The sequence below is a fragment of the Ruegeria sp. AB8 genome, assembly GCF_056542605.1.
The window spans coordinates 1-20,490 of sequence record NZ_JBQGAB010000040.1; the positions used below are offsets into that span (position 1 = coordinate 1).

The following is a 20,490-nucleotide window of genomic DNA, read 5'->3' on the forward strand; positions in this document are numbered from 1 at the left end:
GCATCGAGATCATGTTCGGCAGCCTCAAGGATTGGAGGCGTGTGGCGACCAGATACGACAGATGCCCGAAGGTCTTCCTCTCCGCCATCGCTCTCGCCGCAACCGTCATTTATTGGTTATGAGTCCTGACCCTAGTCGAACCAAATTCCTAAGACAGTTTAAAGAATTTTTGCTACTGTAGCGTATTGTCATTGCACTCGACTTTGCGCGGAGGCGTTGCTCCATTGAAAAACCCAATAATTAGAACAGCAGTCATTATAAGTTTATTCTATCCTGTTAGTTCAGATGGAGTTGCAGCGCAAACCGCAGAACAAGTTGAAACAGGCAACCGATTAGCGGCAGTTTTAAGGGCCGGCAGAAGCGTGGTTTCGAACAGCCAGGAATTGATCAACGATCCAGATATTACTGACAAAGGCCTTTCCGGCGACGTATTTTATGAGAAAGTAATTGAAGCGTACGTGGCAGCCAATGGAGAACTCCCGCTACATGACGGACTGGACCCATTGGAGCGTAAACTGACGGAAACGCAGCTGAACGCTATGGTCACGGTAATCGACGCAAACCAAGAGTTAATAAACGCAGAGGGAGTGGCGTTCAAAGGATTTATTCCAGCGGTTTTTGCTCGATTGGTAAATGAACAGTTCGCGGATGAAATCGGTACATCTGCCACGGTCAAGGTAACGGCGCCTTCGGAACTTGTGCGCAATCGCATGGCCCGTCCTGACACTTGGGAAAACTCGGTTATCGAGGAAAAGTTCAAGAACTCTTCCTGGGTCGCGGGGCAACCATTTTTCGAAGAAACTGACGCTTCCGGAACACTCGCATTTCGAATGTTGATCCCGGAATATTATTCTGAATCTTGCCTTTCTTGCCACGGATCGCCAGCAGGTGAAACTGACGTGACCGGTTTTCCCAAAGAAGGTGGGCAACTTGGTGATCTTGCCGGCGCAATTAGCATAACGCTTTTTAAATGAAACAAAAATCCGGCGCGAACGATAGTTGGGGATGGGTGTCCAAAAACACTATTCCGGTACGCATCGGATCATTGTCCGCGTTATTGTTGGCCGCTTTGGTTGTTAGCACCATCGTGATGGTCTACGACTTGGCGCGCAACAAGGCCCGAATACAAGATGCAAATACTGAGTTTCACCGACTGGAAGTTGCAGGCCAGGCAGACCGTCATTTTGGGGAAATGAGGTACTGGTTGACGGACCTTTCTGTAAGCTTACTGACCCTGTCGGAACGGCGCGCCAATGAGTCGAGTGCGAAGCTCAAAGGCAGCCTCGAACAACTCGCGGCTTTTGCACCCGAATCTGCAGCTTCTGTACAAGAGCAGGCAAATTCCTATCACGAAACTTCTATGCGTGCCGCCGATGCCTACACCGATGGGAACAGGGTGCTGGGAAACAAATTGCTCGCTCAGGCCCGTGTCGCAAGCGACGAAGTCGACAAAACGTTGACACAATTGGTAGAAGACCTGTCTGAACGCGCTGATCAAACCAGAAATGAAGCAACTGTCGCCGCCAGGGCTGCGATGAACCGAGCGATCATCGCATGTATTGTAATTGTGATTTTGGGAGCGCTTCTTACATGGCGTGCTCTGAGGTCGATCGTTGTACCACTGCATGCAATCAACATCGCGATTTCAGGCCTGATCCGCGGTGAACGCGATGTTGCGCTACCGCCTGAAGGCCCTGATGAGCTAGGCCGGATGTCCCAGGCGCTGAGGGCGCTGCGAGACAGTCAGGACAAACGACGCGAATTAGAAGAGGAGGCGCGTGCGCAGCGCAATACCATTCTGACAGCAATTGAAACAATTCCAGATGGATTTGCGCTGTTTGACAACGAAGACCAACTCATACTCTTCAATGATCGGTTCCGCCGCATTTTCACACATGTGGAAGACGTTCTTGTGCCCGGCACGCGGTTGGAAAGCATTTTGCGGCTGCAATTAGAGCGAAAATCAGTTGAAACTAACGATATACCTGACGAAGAATGGATTAGCGAGCGGCTTGCACGACATCACAGACCTGATGGGTATCGCCAGGAAGTTCTATTGGGCGGCGCCTGGATTCAGGTGTCGAAACGCAAGACGCCCGACGGGGGTACGGTCGCTATCTATAGCGACATATCTGATCTAAAGTCTAAACAGGAACAACTTGAAGAAGCCAACGCGCAGGCGATCGCCGCCAGCTCAGCAAAAAGCCAGTTCTTGGCTTCCATGAGTCACGAGTTGCGCACTCCATTGAACGCAATCATCGGCTATAGCGAAATGTTGTCAGAAGATGCGCAGGAAATGGGTTTCGAGACAGCTACCGACGATCTGGAAAAGATCATGGCATCTGGGCGGCACCTGCTGTCGCTTATCAATGACGTTCTGGACCTGTCCAAGATTGAAGCGGGCAAGATGGATATGTACCCAGAACGCTTTGCGCTTAGGCCATTATTGGACGAAGTTGCCTCGACGATCGTGCCACTGGTGAGCAAGAATAGCAACGAACTGGTTCTCTCAATTGATCTGGATGACACTGACGAGATCGAAACCGATAAAACCAAGCTTCGACAAAACCTCTTCAACCTTTTGTCCAACGCTGCAAAGTTCACCGAAAGTGGCAGTATTGAGCTTATCGTCTCTAAACTTCAGAAAAACGGTACGGATTTTTTTCGATTTTCGGTGCGAGATGAAGGTATCGGAATGACTCCGGAACAACGCGACAAGCTTTTTCAGGCATTCGTCCAAGCTGATCAGTCTACCACACGAAATTTCGGAGGCACTGGGCTCGGCCTCGCTATTGCGCAGGAATTTACCCGCATGATGGGCGGAAACATTAAAGTTAGTAGCGAAGAGGGTGTTGGATCAACTTTTTCTTTCGAAATCCCCGCACGTTACGAAGCTGTTTCCGCTTTGGTTAACGATTATAGTGAAGCGTCCACCGAAATTGCTTTGGGCCGTGTGCTGATAGTGGATGACGAAGAAGACGCAAGGAACGCAGTTGCTCAAATCGTGCGTGAGGAAGGATACAGTGTTTTGATAGCACCGAACGCAATGGCTGGCATAGAAATTGCGCGCAAGCAAAGGCCCGACGTCATAATACTAGATGTTATTATGCCTGAACGCGACGGTTGGTCGATGTTGAAGGAACTCAAAGCAGACCCAAAGCTGTGCGAGATACCGGTTGTACTTGCCACGATTGTTGCGGATCGCGACATGGGCCTCGCCTTTGGAGCGATAGAACACCTGATTAAACCGATTGATCCAGCACGGCTTGTCGCAACGCTTGACGCAATCGCCTCTGGACGCAACAAGGACGTTCTGATCGTTGACGACGATATGTCTACACGAAACCTGTTTCGCCGTATATTGACGCGGAATGGCTGGACAGTGCGAGAAGCGGCCGACGGTAAGGGTGCACTTAGCCAATTAAAATCTCAAAGGCCAACACTGATGGTTTTAGACATCATGATGCCAAATGTGGATGGTTTCGATGTTCTTAAAACAGTTCGCGCCACCGATGGACTCGCAGATTTGCCGGTGATCGTAGCAACGTCCAAGGACCTTTCGCGGGACGAACTGGATTGGCTAAAGGCCCATTCAGGGGAAGTCATTCGCAAAGGCGATACGGGTCGAGGCGATCTACTTGCTGCACTAAAGCGCCAACTACAAGATTATTCATAGGTCAGAAAGTTTAAGGTGATGGCGAAGATACTTATTGTAGAAGACAACGATATGAACCTCGACATGCTGTCGCGCCGGCTGCAGAGAAAGGGCTACCAAACCGTGTCCGCTCGCGATGGTCAGGCAGGCGTTGAGCAGGCTCTGTCGGACAAACCGGATCTAATTTTGATGGACATGAGCCTGCCTGTAATCGATGGGTGGGAGGCGACAAGACAGATAAAAGCAAACCCAGACACCCAAGCTATCCCAGTTGTCGCTTTGACGGCCCATGCGATGCAAAGTGATCGCGACAAAGCCATGGATGCGGGTTGCGATGATTTCTATACCAAACCTATTGAACTACCTGGGTTGCTGGAAATCATCGAGAAACTACTGGACAGGTAGCACGGCATGGTTTCAAAGAACCGAAAGGATAAGTTGGCACTAGCCACCCGCATTTCCCAGAACCTCAAGGGTCCGTCGGAGGCGATTGTAGGATTTCATGGCCTTTTGATCGAGGAAGTACGCAGAACTGGGCCACATGCCGCGCTGGACGATCTTCAGAAGATCGGTGTCGCTGCCAGTAACCTTGTTCAGATGGTCGAAGTTTTGGGTAAAGGAGTGCACCAAGTTTCCACCGACAAAGACGCTCAGGCGAAATTAAGGCATGATTTGCGCTCGCCGATCAATGCAATAATTGGCTATTCAGAAATGGTCTTGGATGATTTCGAGGTTGATCTCGAGCCTTCCGCTTGCAGGGACATAAACGCGATCCTGAATGAGGCTCGTAAGCTGGCACTTCAGATAGACAGCACCATCGATGGTTCAGACATTCAGAATAACGCGGAGGACTGCAACAGGGACGAGGAAATGGCAGCTGGCCTTGAACGCAGCCTTACGATCCAGGATGTCAATCGCGAAGTCTTGACTGGCCATATCTTGGTTATTGATGACGAGGCGGCCAATCGCGAAATCCTGACCCGGCTGCTGGAGCGCCAAGGACACAGCGTGCGGTCGGTCGGGTCAGCCAGGGAAACTTACGTGTCACTGAAACGCGAAGGGTTCGACCTTGTTCTGTTGGATATTCTTATGCCAGAGGTGAATGGAATCGAAGTCCTGGAAAGAATGAAAGAAGACCCGTCCTGGCGGGAAATACCCGTGGTCATGGTTTCGGGCCTTAACGAGACGGACGCAATCGCCAAATGCATCAGTGTAGGCGCTGAAGACTATTTGCCAAAACCTATCGACCCAGTGTTGCTGCACGCACGCGTCGATGCCTGTATGGAACGCAGTCGCTGGCGCGCAAAGGAATTAGCATACACGAATGAGATCAAATACGAACGTGACAGGGCCGACACGCTGCTACATTCGATGCTGCCCGCGCCGGTCATAAAACGACTAAACAATGGCGAGACAAACATCGCTGATCGTTTCGCCGGCGCCACCATAATTTTTGCTGATATCGTAGAGTTTACACCGCTAGTGGCCCGCATGGACGCTGGCGATTTAATCCTCGAGCTGTCAAATTTGTTTACTGCTTTTGACGACCTGGCCACCCATCACGGAATCGAGAAAATCAAGACGATTGGTGATGCTTACATGGCGGCATCGGGTATCCCTCTACATCGGGAGGACCATGCCCATGCGGCTGTAAACTTTGCGCGAGATATCCTCGGGACGATGTCTGACAGCGCAATTAGTAGTGCGGGCCTGCAAATCCGCATAGGCATCCATACCGGGCCTGTCATTGCTGGACTGATCGGGCGAAAACGATCAATTTATGATGTTTGGGGTGAAACAGTGAACCTTGCCAGCCGCCTCGAAGCTACAGGCAGGTCGGGTCACATCCACATCTCAGCCCAAACCAAGGACGCGCTGGGTGACCATTTGCCCAAAGCGGAACCGCAAACTCATTTTGTGAAGGGGGTGGGCGAGATAACATCCTACTTCGTAGCTTAACGTACGAGATGAGGCTTTGCACATTGGTCAAATCGGCCGTTTGATAGATGCATTGATATGGGACTTGGCGCTTCAACTCAATTTGCGCTGGAAAAGCGCATGACCGAGTTTCAGAACCTGGCTATGTCCGCATTGGGCTCGGTGCAGGCATTCGCCTGCATATCGCGAGCGACCGCTATGCGGACAAAGCTGCCGTATGCTTCGGGTGAATTGATGGGAACTTAATCGCCGAAGGCGTTCGAACTTTTTTGGGCCTCGGGAAAATAAATTATCCATCTCTAATTGCGGCGGCCGTCAGCGATATTCGCTCCAAGTTAGTAGAGCATTGCTGCACTACGACAGAGCACGGTTCGCTTCTTCTGAGCTGTAGTTTATTGGTAGTCTAAGACGAGCATCCAAATTAAAGGAGCCAGCCAGGCGGAACATTGCTGTCCCTCCTGTCCATCTGATGGACAAAAGTATTTTGTGGCATGCTTATTACCGTGAATTGGGGAAGCAATATCTTCGGGAGAAGATTAGTATGATCACCGCGCTAAGCTACATCGGTATTCGTTCCAACAAGTCAGACGATTGGCGGCAGTTCGCCGGCAATATGCTGGGCATGCAGGTTTTGGATCACGGGGGTCGCAATACGGCGTTTCGGATGGATGATCAGCGCCAGCGGTTAATCATATCAGACGAGCCCGGCGATACTCTGGCCTACATCGGATGGGAGGTTGGCGAGAAGTCTGACCTGGAAAGGCTTGCCACCAAACTGGAGGCGGCGGGGCACAATGTGACCCCAGGGGATCGCGGACTGGCCGATCGCCGCTATGTGACGGAAATCACTACATGTGTCGATCCTGCCGGGAATCGTCTTGAGTTCGTCTGGAAGCCGGAGAAAACAACAGATCCCTTTATCCCGGGTCGACCAATTGAGGGTTTCAAGACCGGCCCATATGGCATGGGGCACGCTGTTTTACATGTGTCCGACGCCGAAGCGCTTGTGCCATTCTATCGCGACGTTCTTGGCTTTCATTTGAGCGACTACGGCTTGAAGCCAATTCCTCTCTACTTCTTTCATGTCAATGGCCGGCATCACAGCTTTGCTATCGTTGGGTCAGGGCAGGCAGGGTTTCATCACTTTATGGTGGAGTACGACAATTTGGACGACGTGGGCCAGGGATATGACCTGGCGCAAATTGGTCTTGCCGAAATCGCTTACACATTAGGGCGGCACACAAATGATTACATGACAAGCTTTTATGCCCATACGCCGTCGGGCTTTTTCGTGGAAAGCGGTTGGGGCGGGAGGATCATCGACCCATCCACCTGGGAGGCATGTGAAACAAATGTCGGGCCCAGCTTTTGGGGCCACGAACGGCTGTACCTGAACGAACAGGAACGCGCCGCCTTTCGGGATAAGCGATTGGCAACCGCAGCCGCGGGGCATCGGGCACCTAACGTTGTGAATTGCCCGTGGCTCTACGGACAAGTCCCCGAGGTCTGAACGATGTATGACGTTGCGATTATCGGGTTTGGTCCTACCGGCGCGACACTTGCCAACCTCCTGACCAAAAGCGGTGTTTCGGTTGTGGTTCTGGATCGCGAAGGCCAGATGTACCATCTGCCCCGCGCCGTGCACTTCGATGACGAAGTGATGCGCGTTTTCCAGACCGTCGGGATAGCTGACGCGCTTTTTAAGCTGGTGCACATCAACCCGGGCATGAAGTTCGTCGATGAAAACAATGAGTTGCTGCTGGACTGGCCAAGACCGCAGAACGTTACGAAACATGGGTGGCACGCAAGCTACAGATTGCATCAGCCTGATCTCGAAACGCTGTTGAGAGCCGAACTGGCGCGTTCCCCGACGGCCACCACGCTGGAACTTCACAACGTAGTAAATCTTGAACCCACAGGGAATGGCGTAGAGTTAACCGCACTGGATAAGACAAACGACTGCAAGTCCACCATTGAAGCTCGATACGTTGTTGGCTGCGACGGGGCCAATTCGTCCGTGCGTCGCTGGATCGGCAGCGAAATGGAAGATCTGGGGTTTGAAGAACGCTGGCTGGTTGTCGATTTGCGTCTCAAACATCCAATGCCAGAGCTTGGCGATCATTCCATTCAATTCTGCGACCCAGACCGACCGATGACTTATTGCCGGGCCCCCGGTATTCGCCGCCGCTGGGAAATCATGGCTTTGGACGGTGAAACCGACGCCGAAATAATGGAACATTCGAGTCTCTGGGATCTGCTATCGCGGTGGATTACGCCTGACGACGCCGAGATTGAGCGCAGTGCTGTCTATACGTTCCGTTCACAGGTCGCGAAAATCTGGCGAAAGGGACCGGTTCTGATTGCCGGAGATGCCGCCCACCTGACGCCACCCTTCATGGGCCAAGGAATGTGCACCGGTATTCGAGACGCCGCGAATTTGGCTTGGAAGCTCGTCAAAGCACTCAATGGCGGCGATGAAGAGATGCTCTTTGACAGCTATCAGGATGAACGACAGCCCCACGCGCGCAGCTATGTTGAAACTGCGGTTCGTCTGGGCGGCCTGATCAACTCGCTTGATCGGGAAAGTGCCCTGCAACTTGCAGACAGTTCGCGTTCAGGTGCCATGCGATCTATTGCGCCCAAGCTTGGTCAGAGCGCACTGTTGCAGGTGCAGACAAACAACCCTTATGTCGGGCGTCCCTTTCCCCAAGTGCACCTTGATACCGACGGACAGCTGCTGGACGATGCTGTTGGACACAAGCACCTTCTTGTCAGCCGCGCCTCAATGCCGGAATGCAGCGATGATGCTGTCGCACTTAATGCGCGTGATCACCCCCAGCTGGACGCCGTGCTCTCAGATATTGGAACAAACGCCGTCTGGGTGCGACCCGACCGGTACGTCGCGGCTGTCGCGGAAACCCTCCTGGAACTTCCAGAACAAGCCCTGTCCCTTTTTAAGCCGAAAAAAACGAAAGATAGATATGAAACTGGCATCACTTAAATCCGGTGGTCGTGATGGATCACTTGTCGTCGTGTCAAAAGACCTTACCAGAATGGCATCTGCGGCATCAGTTGCGCAAACGTTGCAGCAAGCGATCGAAACCTGGGAAAGTTCGGCCAGCGCGCTGAAAAAGATCTCAGACTTGGTCGAACAAAATGAGATCGAGACTATGGCCTATGACGCGGACCAATTGGCCAGTCCGTTGCCGAGATCGTATCAATGGGCTGACGGAAGTGCATATCTCAGCCATATGCGCTTGGTACGCAAAGCCCGCGGTGCTGACATGCCCCCCGGAGCCGAGACCGATCCTCTGATGTATCAGGGGGGCGGCGACTATTTTCTGGCACCGACCGATGACATTCCCTGCATTGACGTGGACTGGGGACTGGACTTTGAGGGCGAGATTGCCGTGGTTACCGATGACGTGCCTATCGGATGTTCTGCCAAGGCGGCGGCTGGCCACATCAAACTGATCATGCTGTGCAATGATGTCTCGTTGCGCAATGTTATGAAACCTGAACTGGCCAAGGGCTTTGGCTTTTATCAGTCAAAACCTGCGAGTGCGTTTTCGCCTGTTTGCGTCACTCCGGATGAATTGGGTGAATACTGGACCGGAGCAAAAGTTACCCTGCCGCTCGAAACTGTGTACAACGGTAAATCCTTTGGCAAGGTTCCCGCTGGTATCGATCTGAATTTTGATTTCGCACAGTTGATTGCACATGCCGCAAAGACCAGAGAATTGCGCGCAGGCACCATCATTGGATCGGGTACGGTGTCGAACACCGATCATGAATGTGTCGGATCGTCCTGCCTTGCCGAAAAGCGGATGATCGAAACCATCGCCAATGGTAAGGCAGAGACACGATTTATGGAGCCTGGGGATACAGTCCGCTTCGAGATGCACGATCCATCTGGCCAGTCCATTTTCGGTGCTATTGACCAAAAGGTCGTCGCCACCTGAGAATGTTTAACAGGACAGTTTGAAGGATAAGGATGGCGGCAGATAACCAACCCAGCGTTCGTGCCTTGTTACGCGGTCTGGACTTGTTACGGTTCGTGAACATTCAGGGTTCGGCTAAGCCTGCCGAAATCGCTGCTGCGATTGGCGTGCCGAGACCAACGGTCTATCGGTTGCTCCACACTCTGGAGGAAGCAGGGTACATTCTAATGTCGGCATCCGACTCCCGGGTTAGAGTATCACCTCGTGCTTCCGGTCTGGGCGGCAACTATGCTGCTCACTCGGACTTGTGCCGTGTCGCAAGCCCGGGCCTTGCAGATTTCACCGACTTACATTCATGGCCGCTCGATCTTTCGGTTTACCGAGATATGCACATGGTCATCGAAGAAACCACGCATTGGCGCAGTTTGTTCTCGATTGATCGGAACATGGCCGGACTATCCTTACCGATACTCAGGTCTTCGGCTGGGCGAGCTTTTCTGGCCTTCTTGCAAGACAAGGAAAGAAGCATCATTCTTGACCTGCTGCGCAACAATAACGACCCCGAAGACGAGCGATTTTTGCTGGAAAGCTGGATTGCCTCTCGCCTCGTTCAATACCGCAAACAAGGATACGCGACGCGTAGTCCACGCACTTTTCGACCCGACACATCAAGTTTGGCGGTTCCAATCATCTGTGAGGATCGTGTCCTTGGATGCCTATCCATCATTTGGATCGCCAGTGCGTTTTCAATGACAGAAGCAATAAACCGTTATGCCGGCCCAATGAAGGACTTGGCCCAGCAGATAGCTGCGCAAATGGCGCAAGGCACACCTGTCCACCAAGCGGACAAAAAGATCTAAAACACAGTAAGCAATTCCACGGAAGCGGTAGGTTTAAGAAAAACTGGGAGGAATCATGAAACATCTCATCAGATCAACGGTGCTGACCATTGGAATTTCGTTGACGGCAGGCGCAGCTTGGGCTGAGGATACTGTTCTTACAATCTCATCATGGGCGCCGCCAACGCATGGCATGAACGCCAAGCTCTGGCCTGAATTTACTAAAATGCTCGAAGAGGCCTCAGATGGTCGTGTGAGCGCAGAGGTGAAATACGGATTGGGGGCGCCGCCAGCGCAGTTCGACCTTATTCTAGACGGGGTGGCCGATGTCACGTGGATTTTTCACGGCTACAATCCCGGGCGCTTTGTGGCATCCAAAATGATCGAACTGCCTGGCTACGAAGGCAATGCCGAGGCCGCATCGGTGGCCTATTGGCGTGCATATGAAGAGTATCTTGCCACGGCAAACGAGCATGACGGGGTAAAGGTTCTTGCAATGATGACCCACGGTCCCGGCATCCTGCATTCCGAAACCAAGGTGACATCGCTGGATGATATATCTGGCATGAAGCTGCGGCTTGGAGGCGGGGTTTCAGGTGACGTGGGCGCAGCGCTCGGTGCTACCGGTATCCGGGTACCAGCACCGAAAGTTTATGAAACATTGGCATCCAAGGCAGCCGATGGTGTCATGATGCCGATGGAGGCCCGCGCGGGCTTCAAGCTGTTTGAGGTTGCCCCGCACAGTTATTCTGTGCCCGGTGGGTTCTATCGCGGCTCGTTTGCAATCGTGATGAATCAGGACAAATACGACAGCCTGTCAGACGAAGATCGTGCTGCTTTGGATACAATAGCAGGCGAAGCGCTTTCTCAGGTGGCCGGGCGCATGTGGGACGAGATTGACCGGATCGGCATCGAAACCATTGACGGCAATGAGGGCAATTCCTGGACGGAAGCCAGCGAAGCTGACGTCGCAGCCTGGAACGAAATGACAGGCCCGATAATCGAAAACGTTCTTGCCGAGGTGTCTGACAAGGGAATCGACGCAGTTGCAGTGCAAGCCTTCATTGCCAAGCAGATGTCGGGCAACTGAACTCAAAAAAGAGATTCTGCGGGCCCAAGCAAAGGGACCGCAGTTTTGCGAGGCAGGCATGGCTTACATTCAGAAACAGAGGCTGCGTAATCCTTGGTACGTTGCTATTCATTTGCCGACATGGATCGCAGCGGGCACTTTATTCGTATTGATGTGCATGACGTTCCTGGACGTAATTTTGCGGAGCGCTTTGGACAATCCAATTGAAAGTGCGACCGAACTGACCCGGCTTTTTATGGCAGTCATCGTATTTTCTGCCTTACCTCTGGTGTCATGGAAAGGTGAGAACATCGTTGTGGACTTGCTTGACCCTTTCTTCAGCGCACGAATGGCCCTGGTGCGTGACAGCCTGATTGATGCGATATGCGGGATCGTTCTGATATGGCCGGCAATTCGGGTTTGGGAACTTGCGGAACGGTCACGTCAATATGGCGACGTTACAGAGTACCTGAAGCTACCACAGTTTTATGTCGGATGGTTTATCGCGATCTTTGTTGGTCTTACCTCAATTGCCTTTCTGGCGCGTAGTGTTGTGCGCCTGTTCCTCAAAAACGAGGCCTCCGAATGACTTTGTCGTTATTGGGGCTGGGGGCGGTCTTAGTACTCGTTTTCTTGCGCATGCCCATTGCAATTGCCATGGGGCTCATTGGCTTTCTTGGATTTATGGAGTTACGCGGGTTTCGCGCGGCTATCTCGATGGTGGGCCGACTGATAATCGACACGGCTCAGGATTATGGTTTGTCGGTGGTACCTCTTTTTATCCTGATGGGCCTCTTTGTGAACAAAGGTGGCCTTTCCAAAGAGCTATATCGCGCGTCCTACGCATTTCTCGGCCATATGCGCGGTGGATTGGCTATGGCGACGATCGTGGCTTGCGCAGGGTTCTCTGCTATCTGCGGTTCTTCACTCGCCACAGCCGCGACAATGTCGAAGGTCGCCATGCCTGAGATGCGAAAATACAAGTATTCAGACAGTTTGGCGACGGCCTCAATCGCGGCGGGCGGCACCTTAGGCATCCTGATACCGCCCTCGGTAATCCTTGTCATCTATGGCCTGTTGACAGAAACAAGCATCGGAAAGCTGTTTATCGCCGGCGTTTTGCCGGGGTTTCTGGGCGTTCTGCTATATCTGGTGGCCGTCCGGTTTTCGGTGGTCCGAGACCCGAATGCTGGACCGGCGGGTGAAAGGGTTTCTTGGAGAGAGCGGCTTTTGTCGCTCAAGGATATCTGGGCGGTGCTCCTGCTGTTCTTCCTGGTGATTGGCGGGCTCTATGGTGTGTTGGATGTCTGGCCCTTCTATATAACGTTTTCTCCGACAGAAGCCGCGGGAATGGGGGCTGCTGGCGCTTTCTTTATCGCCCTATCTCGACGGACCTTGAGTTTTTCATCGGCCATGCAGGTTTTGATTGAAACTGTGCAAACTGCAGCGACTCTGTTTGCGGTTTTGATCGGAGCGTGGATCTTTTCGAACTTCGTCAATCTCGCCGGGTTACCTGAAGCGCTCAGTAACTTCGTTCTATCTCAAGGTTTGTCACCCATTCTGGTCATTGTGTTGATCCTGCTGGTCTACGTTCTTCTCGGATGCGTCTTTGAAAGCCTGTCGATGCTTTTGCTTACGGTACCAATTTTCTTTCCGGTTGTGACCAGCCTCGGATTTGACCCAGTTTGGTTTGGTATTGTCGTCGTCGTTGTCACCGAGATCAGCCTGATCACCCCGCCAGTCGGTTTGAATGTGTTTGTGCTAAAGGGTGTTGTTAAGGATGTCTCCACATCTACAATTTTCAGAGGAGTCACCCCATTCTGGGCAGTAGATATCCTTCGACTCCTGATAATCGTCTTTTTTCCTTGGCTTGTACTTTTTCTACCAAATTCGATGTAGGCCCACCCCTAGTGGCTTGCTTCTGAGTGTGAAACTGCCTTTTCAAGTCGTCCACTTTGGGCTCAATGCGGTCATCCGCCGTACTTGCCATTAACGACCAATTTTGGGGACCAAAACGTTCGTTCGCTGCGGCTGCGCGAATGTCTGCATTGGCTGATAGAACCTATTTCGATTCTGTTATTCGAAACGTCAACTTGTATCTGCCATACGGGCGCTTCTAGGGTCAGGACTCATAGCCAATAGATAACGAGTGCTGCAAGGGCGATTGCTGACAGGAAGACCTTCGGGCACCTGTCGTAGCGGGTTGCCACACGCCGCCAATCCTTCAACCTGCCGAACATGATCTCGATCCGGTTGCGCCGTTTGTAACGACGCTTGTCGTACTTAACCGGTTTCTTCCGCTGCTTCCGGCCAGGGATGCAGGCGCGTATCTCTTTGTCTTTCAACGCTTCCCGGAACCAATCGGCGTCATAGCCACGATCCCCGAGCAGCCAATCGCCATCCGGCAGGCCGCTCAGCAGTGCCTGCGCACCAATGTAATCGCTGACCTGACCGGCGGTGATGAACAGGTTGAGCGGACGTCCCCGGCTGTCGCAGATGGCATGCAACTTGGTGTTCATGCCGCCCTTGGTGCGACCGATCAGGCGTCCACGCCCCCTTTTTTGACGCCCAAACTGGTTGCGGTACGATGAGCCTTCAGGTAGGTGGCGTCGATCATCACAGTTTTCGTCTCGCCGTGATCAGCCGCCAATCCCATCATCATCCGGGCGAAGATGCCTTTGTCGCTCCACCGCTTCCAACGGTTATAGAGCGTCTTGTGTGGGCCATACGCCGAAGGGGCATCGCGCCATCTCAACCCATTGCGATTAATGAAGACAATGCCGCTCAATACACGTCGATCATCAACGCGTTGTTTGCCGTGGGACTTGGGGAAGAAAGGCTCAAGACGCGCCATCTGCGCATCCGTCAGCCAAAAAAGATCAGACATGGTCACCGCTCGATTTTCGAACCGTGACTCACGCAGCCACGCGGAAATCAATGGGTCCTGACCCTAGCCCGTCTGCCAATTTAGACATCCAACCTGGCATTTCATTCATAATATCGAATGAATTAAACAGCGCAACGACCGCTTCGTCCGCATTGCGGCCGCACGGCCGATATGTGTCATTGTCTGGAAAGCCATCGACATTAAAAAGAGGTCAGGGCGTTCAGGAAATGACTGGTCGCCAAGCTTCCGAACCGGCGATTTTGACCTCGATGGCCGACTAATCCAGAGGGGGCAGCCTGGGTTCGAAAACGAAAGACTTCACGATGGAAGTGTTGGTTTCCGCCCTGTCATGGAAGGGCAGAAGAATCTCATCCAACTCGGCCACATCTTTCAACAACAACCGGGCGACATAACAATCGTCGCCGGTGACCCGGTCGCAGGACATGAAGCGGGGTTGGTCTTCGATCATTCTTTCGACGATATGAAGCTGACCGCTGCGCGGCTTGATCCTCACAAGCGCCTGAATTGCGTAACCAAAGCTGCGAAGATTTATCCGCGCACCAAAGCCGGTAACGAAGCCGTTTTCCAGCAAGCCACGCAACCTTTCACCAACCGCAGGGCCCGAAAGGCCCACTTCCTTGCCAATGTCAGCAAGACTGGTGCGGCCACGAGATTCGAGGATCTCAACAATCTGACAGTCTGTCTGATCCAGTTCTTTCGACATGAAGGAACTTTATCGCAACGAGCAATGAAACGAAAGAGTTTAGCCTGAACCGCAATCGACGCTGCGGGGACAACTCTATTGTCGGTCAGCTAGATTCCTGTTCAGAAAAAACAGGAGATACAGATGGATATTCAACGAATTGCAGCTTTTAGTCAGGGATCAGAAGGCGGAAACCCCGCAGGAGTGGTCTTGTTGCAGAACACGGTCAGCGAAGACGAGATGGCACAGGTCGCGGCCGAAGTCGGGTATTCGGAAACCGCATTTGCCACAGCGCAGGACGCAGAAGGCAAAACATGGCGTGTGCGTTATTTCTCGCCGGAATCCGAAGTGCCTTTCTGCGGTCACGCCACAATCGCCCTCGGCGCGGCTTTGGGAGAGCGAAACGGGGCTGGCGCCTACACGCTCGTTCTGAACGACGCTACGATTTCCGTGGATGCCGAGGCCACTTCCGATGGGATGATGGCAACACTGTCGTCGCCGCCCACGAAAAGCCGTGAGATGACCGAACGGGAAGAACAGGACGTAATGGCGCTGTTTGGTTTGACATCGGAAGAGCTCGATCCGCGGCTTCCACCTGCACATATCCACGGCGGCGCCAACCACATCGTGCTTCCGCTCAAGGATCGCGCGCAACTGGCGGCAATGGATTACGATCTGGACATGGGGCGCGCAGCGATGCGAAAGCATGATCTGGTGACGGTGATGTTGGTCCACATCGAGGCAAACCAATCCTTCGTGGTGCGCAACGCGTTCGCTTCGGGGGGCGTCCTGGAGGATCCGGCAACAGGAGCCGCTGCAGCAGCCTTTGCCGGCTACCTGCGCGACCGCCAATGGCCTCACGGAGGCAGGTTCACCATTCGCCAGGGCGAAGACATGGGCAGCCCTTCCCTGATCAAAGTCTCGCTGGATGACACGAAAGGTGCATCGGTGCGGGTTTCTGGCGGGACACGGGACATCACGTGAACGAACTGGTGAGAGAAAACCAAAGCCATTTTGACGTTCATACTCGAATGATCGTGGTGCCCATGTTGACCGGCTATTTAGAGGCCGTCACCGTTTTCAACATCTCGGACGGAAAGGTCACGACCACGACGTCCGAGCATCGCGCATTTGCGGACCGGCAACCGGATCAGGTTGTCCATTGGCACTGTACAGCGTCCCGTACTCCCCTCGGTTCAGGCGCAACAATTGTCTGGACCAGCGGGGGTCTCAGTAGTTTCCACCGCAAAAATGATCGGTATTGGCGGATCGCTCGTGATTTCTGATCAAAGGCAGACCCTGAGATCCAACACGCCACTTAATCGTGTACTCTAGGTCTGTTCCCACTCAAAAGGGCCGTATTGCACGATGACTTTGAGACGGTGACAAAGACTAGACAACAAGTCTGGCGGCCAGCCATAAATCGGCCGCGCCAAAAATCAGTTTCTAGCAGCCAAAAATCTGACCAAGCCCAAGCCAGTCTTGTTGCGCGAAGCAAATGCTTCGGTCCGTGCCTCCAAAGACGGTTTTTTCTCAAACAGATGCCTGTTCGACCGCCCGGTTGCCAGAATCGCGGTCTTGGGTGATCCTTCAAGAAATTGAAGGATCGCAATATGTTTAGATATCTAATATTTGCGCTCGGTATTTGCGCATCTACGACCTTGTTCGCACAAGAGGCATCTGATGACGCTGCTGCGACGGAAAACGCCTCGGCCACTTCGTCCGATCTTCTGACTGATGCTGAGTTGCAGACCCTGGTCGCTCCGGTCGCTCTTTATCCTGATACGCTGCTGATACAGATTTTGGTCGCGGCGACGCAGCCGTTGGAGATCGTGAAGGCCGAACGGTATTTGCTGGACAACGCCGACCGAGACGCCTCCGAGCTTGGTCCGGAAATTGAAGCCATGGGCTGGGATCCTTCGGTCAGTGTCTTGGCGACAGCGTTTCCCGAAGTCGTCGGTCAGATGGCCACCCATGTCGATTGGACCGAGACGGTGGGAACGGCCATGCTGGCGCAGTCCGATGATGTGCTGGATGCGGTTCAAGTCATGCGGGACCAGGCGATTGACAGCGGAGCGCTTGTGTCCGGGCCCGCGCAAACTGTCGAGGTGACGGAAGAAGACACGGTTGTCATTACACCGACAGAGCCGGAAACCGTATACGTCCCGCAGTATAACCCTGAGACCGTCTATACGGGACCGTCGGTGGGGGACGTTGCAGGCGCGGCCCTGCTGACATTTGGCACCGTCGCCCTGATCGACGAGATTTTTGACGACGACGACGATTGGTATGGCTATTGGGGGTGCCGGAACTGCGGTGGCTGGGGCGGTGGCCCGATTTACAGAAACCCGAACATCGACATTGACGTCGATGGAAACGTCAACATCGGCAACAACATTGATCTGGGCAACCGCACGGATATCGGATGGAAACCCGATCCTGGCCGTCAGCAGCAAGCCCGAGACAAAATCGCCAATCACAAAAGACCAGAAGGGGGTCGCGGCAATTTGCCGGTCAACCGCCCCGAGGGTCGCACGGATGAATTGCGGTCAAAACTGAGCCGCGAGTCCGGCGCCGCGGACATCAGCCGCGACCGTGCGGCGGCTGCCGTTGCGGCTGGCGCAGGTGCAGGGGCCGTGGCCGGTGGTGCTCTGGCAAATCGGAGCGGTGGGAAAAAACCGTTGCCGCAGATAAACCGGGGCAACGTCGACCGGGACAAGGCCGCTGCAAAACAACAGGCCGTTGATCGGACCAAACGACCCGATGCGGCGAAACGGCCTGTCGCACAAAAACCGCAGACAGCCAGAAAACCGCAGGCGAAGAAGGCCGCAACGGCGCAGCGCAAACCCAGTGCGTCCAGGGGGCAAGCGATGAAGAAAAAGGCGTCCGGAAGCAGAACTCACAGCGCGTCCAAGCGAGGGCACGCCGCCAAAGGCAAGCGGAGACGGTAAGATGCGTATATCGGTATTTTCAGTTGTTTTGCTCGCTGCGACCGCAGGCGTCGCGCTTTCTGACGGCGCCCGGTTTGATACTCCGCAAAGCGCGCTGGACGCGTTCGCAGATGCTCTGAAAGCAAATGATCAGAGTAAGTTGCTTGAAATTTTCGGACCTGAAGCCGAAGATTTGGTCGGATCGGGAGATCCGGCAGAAGACCAGCAAAGAAGGCAGGAAGTTCTTGGCATGTACGCCGAAGGGTACCGCTTTCAGCCCGAGGATGATGGGGTTGTTCTTCTGCTGGGTGAAGACAGTTGGCCTTTCCCGATTCCAATCCTGCGCGGGGAAGACGGCTGGCGTTTTGACCTGGAGGCCGGGATCGAAGAACTTTCGGCCCGGGAAATCGGCTTGAATGAGCTGGAAGTGATTGATTTGCTGGAGGCTTATGTCGACCTACAGGCGGCATTCCGGCTGGTGGATCACAACGGTGACGGCGTCATGGAATTTGCGCAGACGATCATTTCCGACCCGGGCGAGCGAAACGGACTTTTCTGGCCCGAAGACGACAGCTTTGTCGGCGCGGCACTTGCCCGAGCCGCCGCCTCGGGGTGGAGCGACGGTGAGACCGACTATGAGGCGGAACCATTCCTCGGCTATTACTTCACCATCCTTCACGAACAGGGGGCGAATGCGGCTGGCGGAGCCTACTCGTACTTTGTCGGGGATCGCTTCGTGGCCGGACATGCCTTGCTTGCAGTGCCTTCGGATTACGGAGAAACAGGCATCCATTCCTTCATGGTCGGTGAAAACGGTATCGTTTACGAGGCCGATTTCGGCCCCGAGACCCTCGATGCCACTGCCGATATCAACATCTACGATCCCGGCCCGGACTGGTCGCCGGTTGAGTAGCCGCCGATCTCCGGCGCACTTCCCGCCGCAGCAAAGCGATTGGTAAGTGATGGTCGCCCAAAGTGGGCGACCATGCCGACCGGATGGCGTCAAGCGACGAGCCTGCTCCAACTGGACCATATCGAACAAACGGGAAAGGATCGCGCACTTCAGCGCTGTCCCGCGAAACCAATGTATCGTTGCCTTCGTCCCGCCCGCCTTACTTGCAGATCGGCAACTCCAATGGAGGCTGCTTGGGCAAAGAATCCCTCCATTGGTTTATGATGGGTTGGAGGCTACGCTTGGGCCAGAACTTCGGAGCACCGATTGCCTGTAGACAGGCGGCGTTCCAGTAAACCCCCGCCCCAGATAACGATTTGCCCTTTTTGACCGCCTTTGCGACGGCGTTAATGTCTTTGCCTTCCGGATAGATGTAGAGGGTTGTCGGGTTCCCTTCCACCAGGGCCAGAATCTCTTTCGAGGCGGATTGCGACCATGTCGTGCACCCGTTGCTGCGGCCCCCGGCATAGTTCACGAGCCTTCCGTATGGGACATAGCCGTCATCATCCGCATGAGAGCTTTGCGGATTTTTGAACCGGCATTGCCACTTCAGGAAAACGGCAGGATGTCCGCCAATTGCGCGCTCCCGTGCGTTGCTCGTTTCGCCTTCGCCATCAAACAAAAGAAACGTCCGATAGAACGGTTTCCTCTGACCGGAATGACTGTAATAGCCTTTGAATGATGTTCGTGTCTCGGCGGTCACGTAGGATCCGCCAGCGGTTAGTTTCGACCCCTCAGCGTTGCTGAAATTCTTCGCGCATTGCCGACCGTTCGAGAAATTGGCGCGTTGCAGTTTGCGCCCATTCCCGTAGCCGGACGAGACGGCCTGGAAAGATCTCCGAGACTCGCAGATGACATAAAACCGACGTCCCGGATTGCCGTTTCGCGCGGTACTGGGCCGGGTTGCATCCTTTGCAAGATAGCAAGGGTTTCTGACCACGCCCTGCCGCACTTTTTCCTGATACAAATCCCGCGCCCTTTTCAGGACGATCGGAGCTATTTGGCCATCGCCCGTGCCCACATGCTTTTGCAACCAGGCGGGGATATCCGATGACAACGCCTTAACTTGATCAGGCAGCGAACCTGCCGAGACGGCAATTGTCATGAACGTGACTGCAAGACGGAGCGATATCGGTTTCAACGGAAAACCTCCTGCCAGTATGTCCTCGTGACCAACCTACCACAATTTTAGCGTGCAGGGATGTCTGTCGAAGGAACGACGGAGGGCGCCTGTTGCCGCAAATCCTACTTTTGCAATGAGGGGTCTCTTGGCAGTTCATTTTCAGAATACTGAGGTTCATGCGTTGACGGCTGGTGATTGTCCGTCGTCAGGGATCTTGGGACAGATGGCTGTCTGAGCTAAGTGAGTATCTGGCGCATCTGGTTCATCTGATTATGGGTCGGATTTGCGGTGAAGCAAGCCCCGGATTTCGAGTATTTTTCGTTTTATCCTTTCTCGTTGTTTTAGAATGGTGTGGCCGCGCCCTAGGGTCAGGACTCATAGCCAATAGATAACGAGTGCTGCAAGGGCGATTGCTGACAGGAAGACCTTCGGGCACCTGTCGTAGCGGGTTGC

General features: G+C 53.8%; 18 protein-coding genes and 1 pseudogene. 16 read left to right on the forward strand and 3 right to left on the reverse strand.

The window, feature by feature from the left end:
* The 12 genes and pseudogenes from ACR0CG_RS22365 to ACR0CG_RS22420 all read left to right on the forward strand — a co-directional run.
* Positions 1 to 122 (forward strand): annotated as a pseudogene (locus ACR0CG_RS22365) (IS5/IS1182 family transposase); the annotation flags it as partial.
* 102 nt (positions 123 to 224) lie between these two features.
* Complete coding sequence (locus ACR0CG_RS22370) at positions 225 to 974, forward strand: Tll0287-like domain-containing protein (protein WP_480527615.1); 750 nt, start codon at positions 225 to 227, stop codon at positions 972 to 974.
* Positions 971 to 3,676 (forward strand): response regulator, encoded by a 2,706-nt coding sequence (locus ACR0CG_RS22375; protein WP_480527616.1) that lies wholly within the window; start codon positions 971 to 973, stop codon positions 3,674 to 3,676. Before ACR0CG_RS22370 ends, ACR0CG_RS22375 begins: the two co-directional genes overlap by 4 nt.
* A gap of 18 nt (positions 3,677 to 3,694) precedes the next feature.
* Entirely contained in the window at positions 3,695 to 4,060 is a 366-nt protein-coding gene (locus ACR0CG_RS22380; protein WP_480527618.1) for a response regulator, read from the forward strand.
* 6 nt (positions 4,061 to 4,066) lie between these two features.
* Positions 4,067 to 5,614, forward strand: a complete 1,548-nt coding sequence (locus ACR0CG_RS22385) for an adenylate/guanylate cyclase domain-containing protein (protein WP_480527620.1) — start codon at positions 4,067 to 4,069, stop codon at positions 5,612 to 5,614.
* Between the two features lie 448 nt (positions 5,615 to 6,062).
* Positions 6,063 to 7,103 (forward strand): VOC family protein, encoded by a 1,041-nt coding sequence (locus tag ACR0CG_RS22390; protein ID WP_480527622.1) that lies wholly within the window; start codon positions 6,063 to 6,065, stop codon positions 7,101 to 7,103.
* A gap of 3 nt (positions 7,104 to 7,106) precedes the next feature.
* Complete coding sequence (mhpA, locus tag ACR0CG_RS22395; protein ID WP_480527624.1) at positions 7,107 to 8,594, forward strand: bifunctional 3-(3-hydroxy-phenyl)propionate/3-hydroxycinnamic acid hydroxylase MhpA; 1,488 nt, start codon at positions 7,107 to 7,109, stop codon at positions 8,592 to 8,594.
* A complete protein-coding gene (locus ACR0CG_RS22400; RefSeq protein WP_480527626.1) occupies positions 8,575 to 9,555 on the forward strand; it encodes a fumarylacetoacetate hydrolase family protein in 981 nt (326 codons plus the stop codon). The genes mhpA and ACR0CG_RS22400 overlap by 20 nt, the downstream gene beginning before the upstream one ends.
* Positions 9,556 to 9,587: 32 nt before the next feature.
* The gene (locus ACR0CG_RS22405) at positions 9,588 to 10,394 is read left to right on the forward strand and encodes a DNA-binding transcriptional regulator (RefSeq protein WP_480527628.1); all 807 of its coding nucleotides are present in this window, start codon (positions 9,588 to 9,590) and stop codon (positions 10,392 to 10,394) included.
* Between the two features lie 55 nt (positions 10,395 to 10,449).
* A complete protein-coding gene (locus ACR0CG_RS22410; protein WP_480527630.1) occupies positions 10,450 to 11,463 on the forward strand; it encodes a TRAP transporter substrate-binding protein in 1,014 nt (337 codons plus the stop codon).
* Positions 11,464 to 11,521: 58 nt separating this feature from the next.
* Positions 11,522 to 12,031 carry a TRAP transporter small permease gene (locus ACR0CG_RS22415; RefSeq protein ID WP_170498579.1) on the forward strand — a complete coding sequence of 170 codons (510 nt, stop codon included), beginning with the start codon at positions 11,522 to 11,524 and terminating at the stop codon, positions 12,029 to 12,031.
* Entirely contained in the window at positions 12,028 to 13,341 is a 1,314-nt protein-coding gene (locus ACR0CG_RS22420; protein WP_480527632.1) for a TRAP transporter large permease, read from the forward strand. Before ACR0CG_RS22415 ends, ACR0CG_RS22420 begins: the two co-directional genes overlap by 4 nt.
* 230 nt (positions 13,342 to 13,571) lie before the next feature.
* On the opposite strand, the gene ACR0CG_RS22425 is transcribed toward ACR0CG_RS22420, so the two are convergent.
* Positions 13,572 to 14,329 (reverse strand): IS5 family transposase gene (locus ACR0CG_RS22425; protein WP_480527634.1). Its coding sequence is split into 2 segments (ribosomal slippage): positions 13,572 to 13,993 and positions 13,993 to 14,329, totalling 759 coding nucleotides; the frame shifts between segments, so codons are not numbered across the junction.
* Positions 14,330 to 14,606: 277 nt separating this feature from the next.
* Positions 14,607 to 15,053 (reverse strand): Lrp/AsnC family transcriptional regulator, encoded by a 447-nt coding sequence (locus tag ACR0CG_RS22430; RefSeq protein ID WP_170678019.1) that lies wholly within the window; start codon positions 15,051 to 15,053, stop codon positions 14,607 to 14,609.
* Positions 15,054 to 15,176: 123 nt separating this feature from the next.
* On the opposite strand from ACR0CG_RS22430, the gene ACR0CG_RS22435 reads away from it, so the two are divergent.
* From ACR0CG_RS22435 to ACR0CG_RS22450, 4 genes are all read left to right on the forward strand, one after another.
* Positions 15,177 to 16,016, forward strand: a complete 840-nt coding sequence (locus ACR0CG_RS22435; protein ID WP_480527636.1) for a PhzF family phenazine biosynthesis protein — start codon at positions 15,177 to 15,179, stop codon at positions 16,014 to 16,016.
* A complete protein-coding gene (locus ACR0CG_RS22440; RefSeq protein WP_480527637.1) occupies positions 16,013 to 16,318 on the forward strand; it encodes a hypothetical protein in 306 nt (101 codons plus the stop codon). The genes ACR0CG_RS22435 and ACR0CG_RS22440 overlap by 4 nt, the downstream gene beginning before the upstream one ends.
* Positions 16,319 to 16,645: 327 nt before the next feature.
* A complete protein-coding gene (locus ACR0CG_RS22445) occupies positions 16,646 to 17,983 on the forward strand; it encodes a DUF3300 domain-containing protein (protein ID WP_170615154.1) in 1,338 nt (445 codons plus the stop codon).
* A gap of 1 nt (position 17,984) precedes the next feature.
* Positions 17,985 to 18,875 carry a DUF2950 family protein gene (locus ACR0CG_RS22450; protein ID WP_480489541.1) on the forward strand — a complete coding sequence of 297 codons (891 nt, stop codon included), beginning with the start codon at positions 17,985 to 17,987 and terminating at the stop codon, positions 18,873 to 18,875.
* Positions 18,876 to 19,074: 199 nt separating this feature from the next.
* On the opposite strand, the gene ACR0CG_RS22455 is transcribed toward ACR0CG_RS22450, so the two are convergent.
* Positions 19,075 to 20,055: a hypothetical protein gene (locus tag ACR0CG_RS22455; protein ID WP_480527639.1), complete on the reverse strand. Its 981-nt coding sequence runs from the start codon at positions 20,053 to 20,055 to the stop codon at positions 19,075 to 19,077.
* Between the last annotated feature and the right edge of the window lie 435 nt (positions 20,056 to 20,490).

Bases quoted from the DNA above. Each gene is read 5' to 3' on its own strand.
- ACR0CG_RS22375 (WP_480527616.1), top strand. From the start codon at position 971: ATGAAACAAAAATCCGGCGCGAACGATAGTTGGGGATGGGTGTCCAAA.
- ACR0CG_RS22380 (WP_480527618.1), top strand. From the start codon at position 3,695: ATGGCGAAGATACTTATTGTAGAAGACAACGATATGAACCTCGACATG.
- ACR0CG_RS22385 (WP_480527620.1), top strand. From the start codon at position 4,067: ATGGTTTCAAAGAACCGAAAGGATAAGTTGGCACTAGCCACCCGCATT.
- ACR0CG_RS22390 (WP_480527622.1), top strand. From the start codon at position 6,063: ATGGACAAAAGTATTTTGTGGCATGCTTATTACCGTGAATTGGGGAAG.
- mhpA (WP_480527624.1), top strand. From the start codon at position 7,107: ATGTATGACGTTGCGATTATCGGGTTTGGTCCTACCGGCGCGACACTT.
- ACR0CG_RS22400 (WP_480527626.1), top strand. From the start codon at position 8,575: ATGAAACTGGCATCACTTAAATCCGGTGGTCGTGATGGATCACTTGTC.
- ACR0CG_RS22405 (WP_480527628.1), top strand. From the start codon at position 9,588: ATGGCGGCAGATAACCAACCCAGCGTTCGTGCCTTGTTACGCGGTCTG.
- ACR0CG_RS22410 (WP_480527630.1), top strand. From the start codon at position 10,450: ATGAAACATCTCATCAGATCAACGGTGCTGACCATTGGAATTTCGTTG.
- ACR0CG_RS22415 (WP_170498579.1), top strand. From the start codon at position 11,522: ATGGCTTACATTCAGAAACAGAGGCTGCGTAATCCTTGGTACGTTGCT.
- ACR0CG_RS22420 (WP_480527632.1), top strand. From the start codon at position 12,028: ATGACTTTGTCGTTATTGGGGCTGGGGGCGGTCTTAGTACTCGTTTTC.
- ACR0CG_RS22430 (WP_170678019.1), bottom strand. From the start codon at position 15,053: ATGTCGAAAGAACTGGATCAGACAGACTGTCAGATTGTTGAGATCCTC.
- ACR0CG_RS22435 (WP_480527636.1), top strand. From the start codon at position 15,177: ATGGATATTCAACGAATTGCAGCTTTTAGTCAGGGATCAGAAGGCGGA.
- ACR0CG_RS22445 (WP_170615154.1), top strand. From the start codon at position 16,646: ATGTTTAGATATCTAATATTTGCGCTCGGTATTTGCGCATCTACGACC.
- ACR0CG_RS22450 (WP_480489541.1), top strand. From the start codon at position 17,985: ATGCGTATATCGGTATTTTCAGTTGTTTTGCTCGCTGCGACCGCAGGC.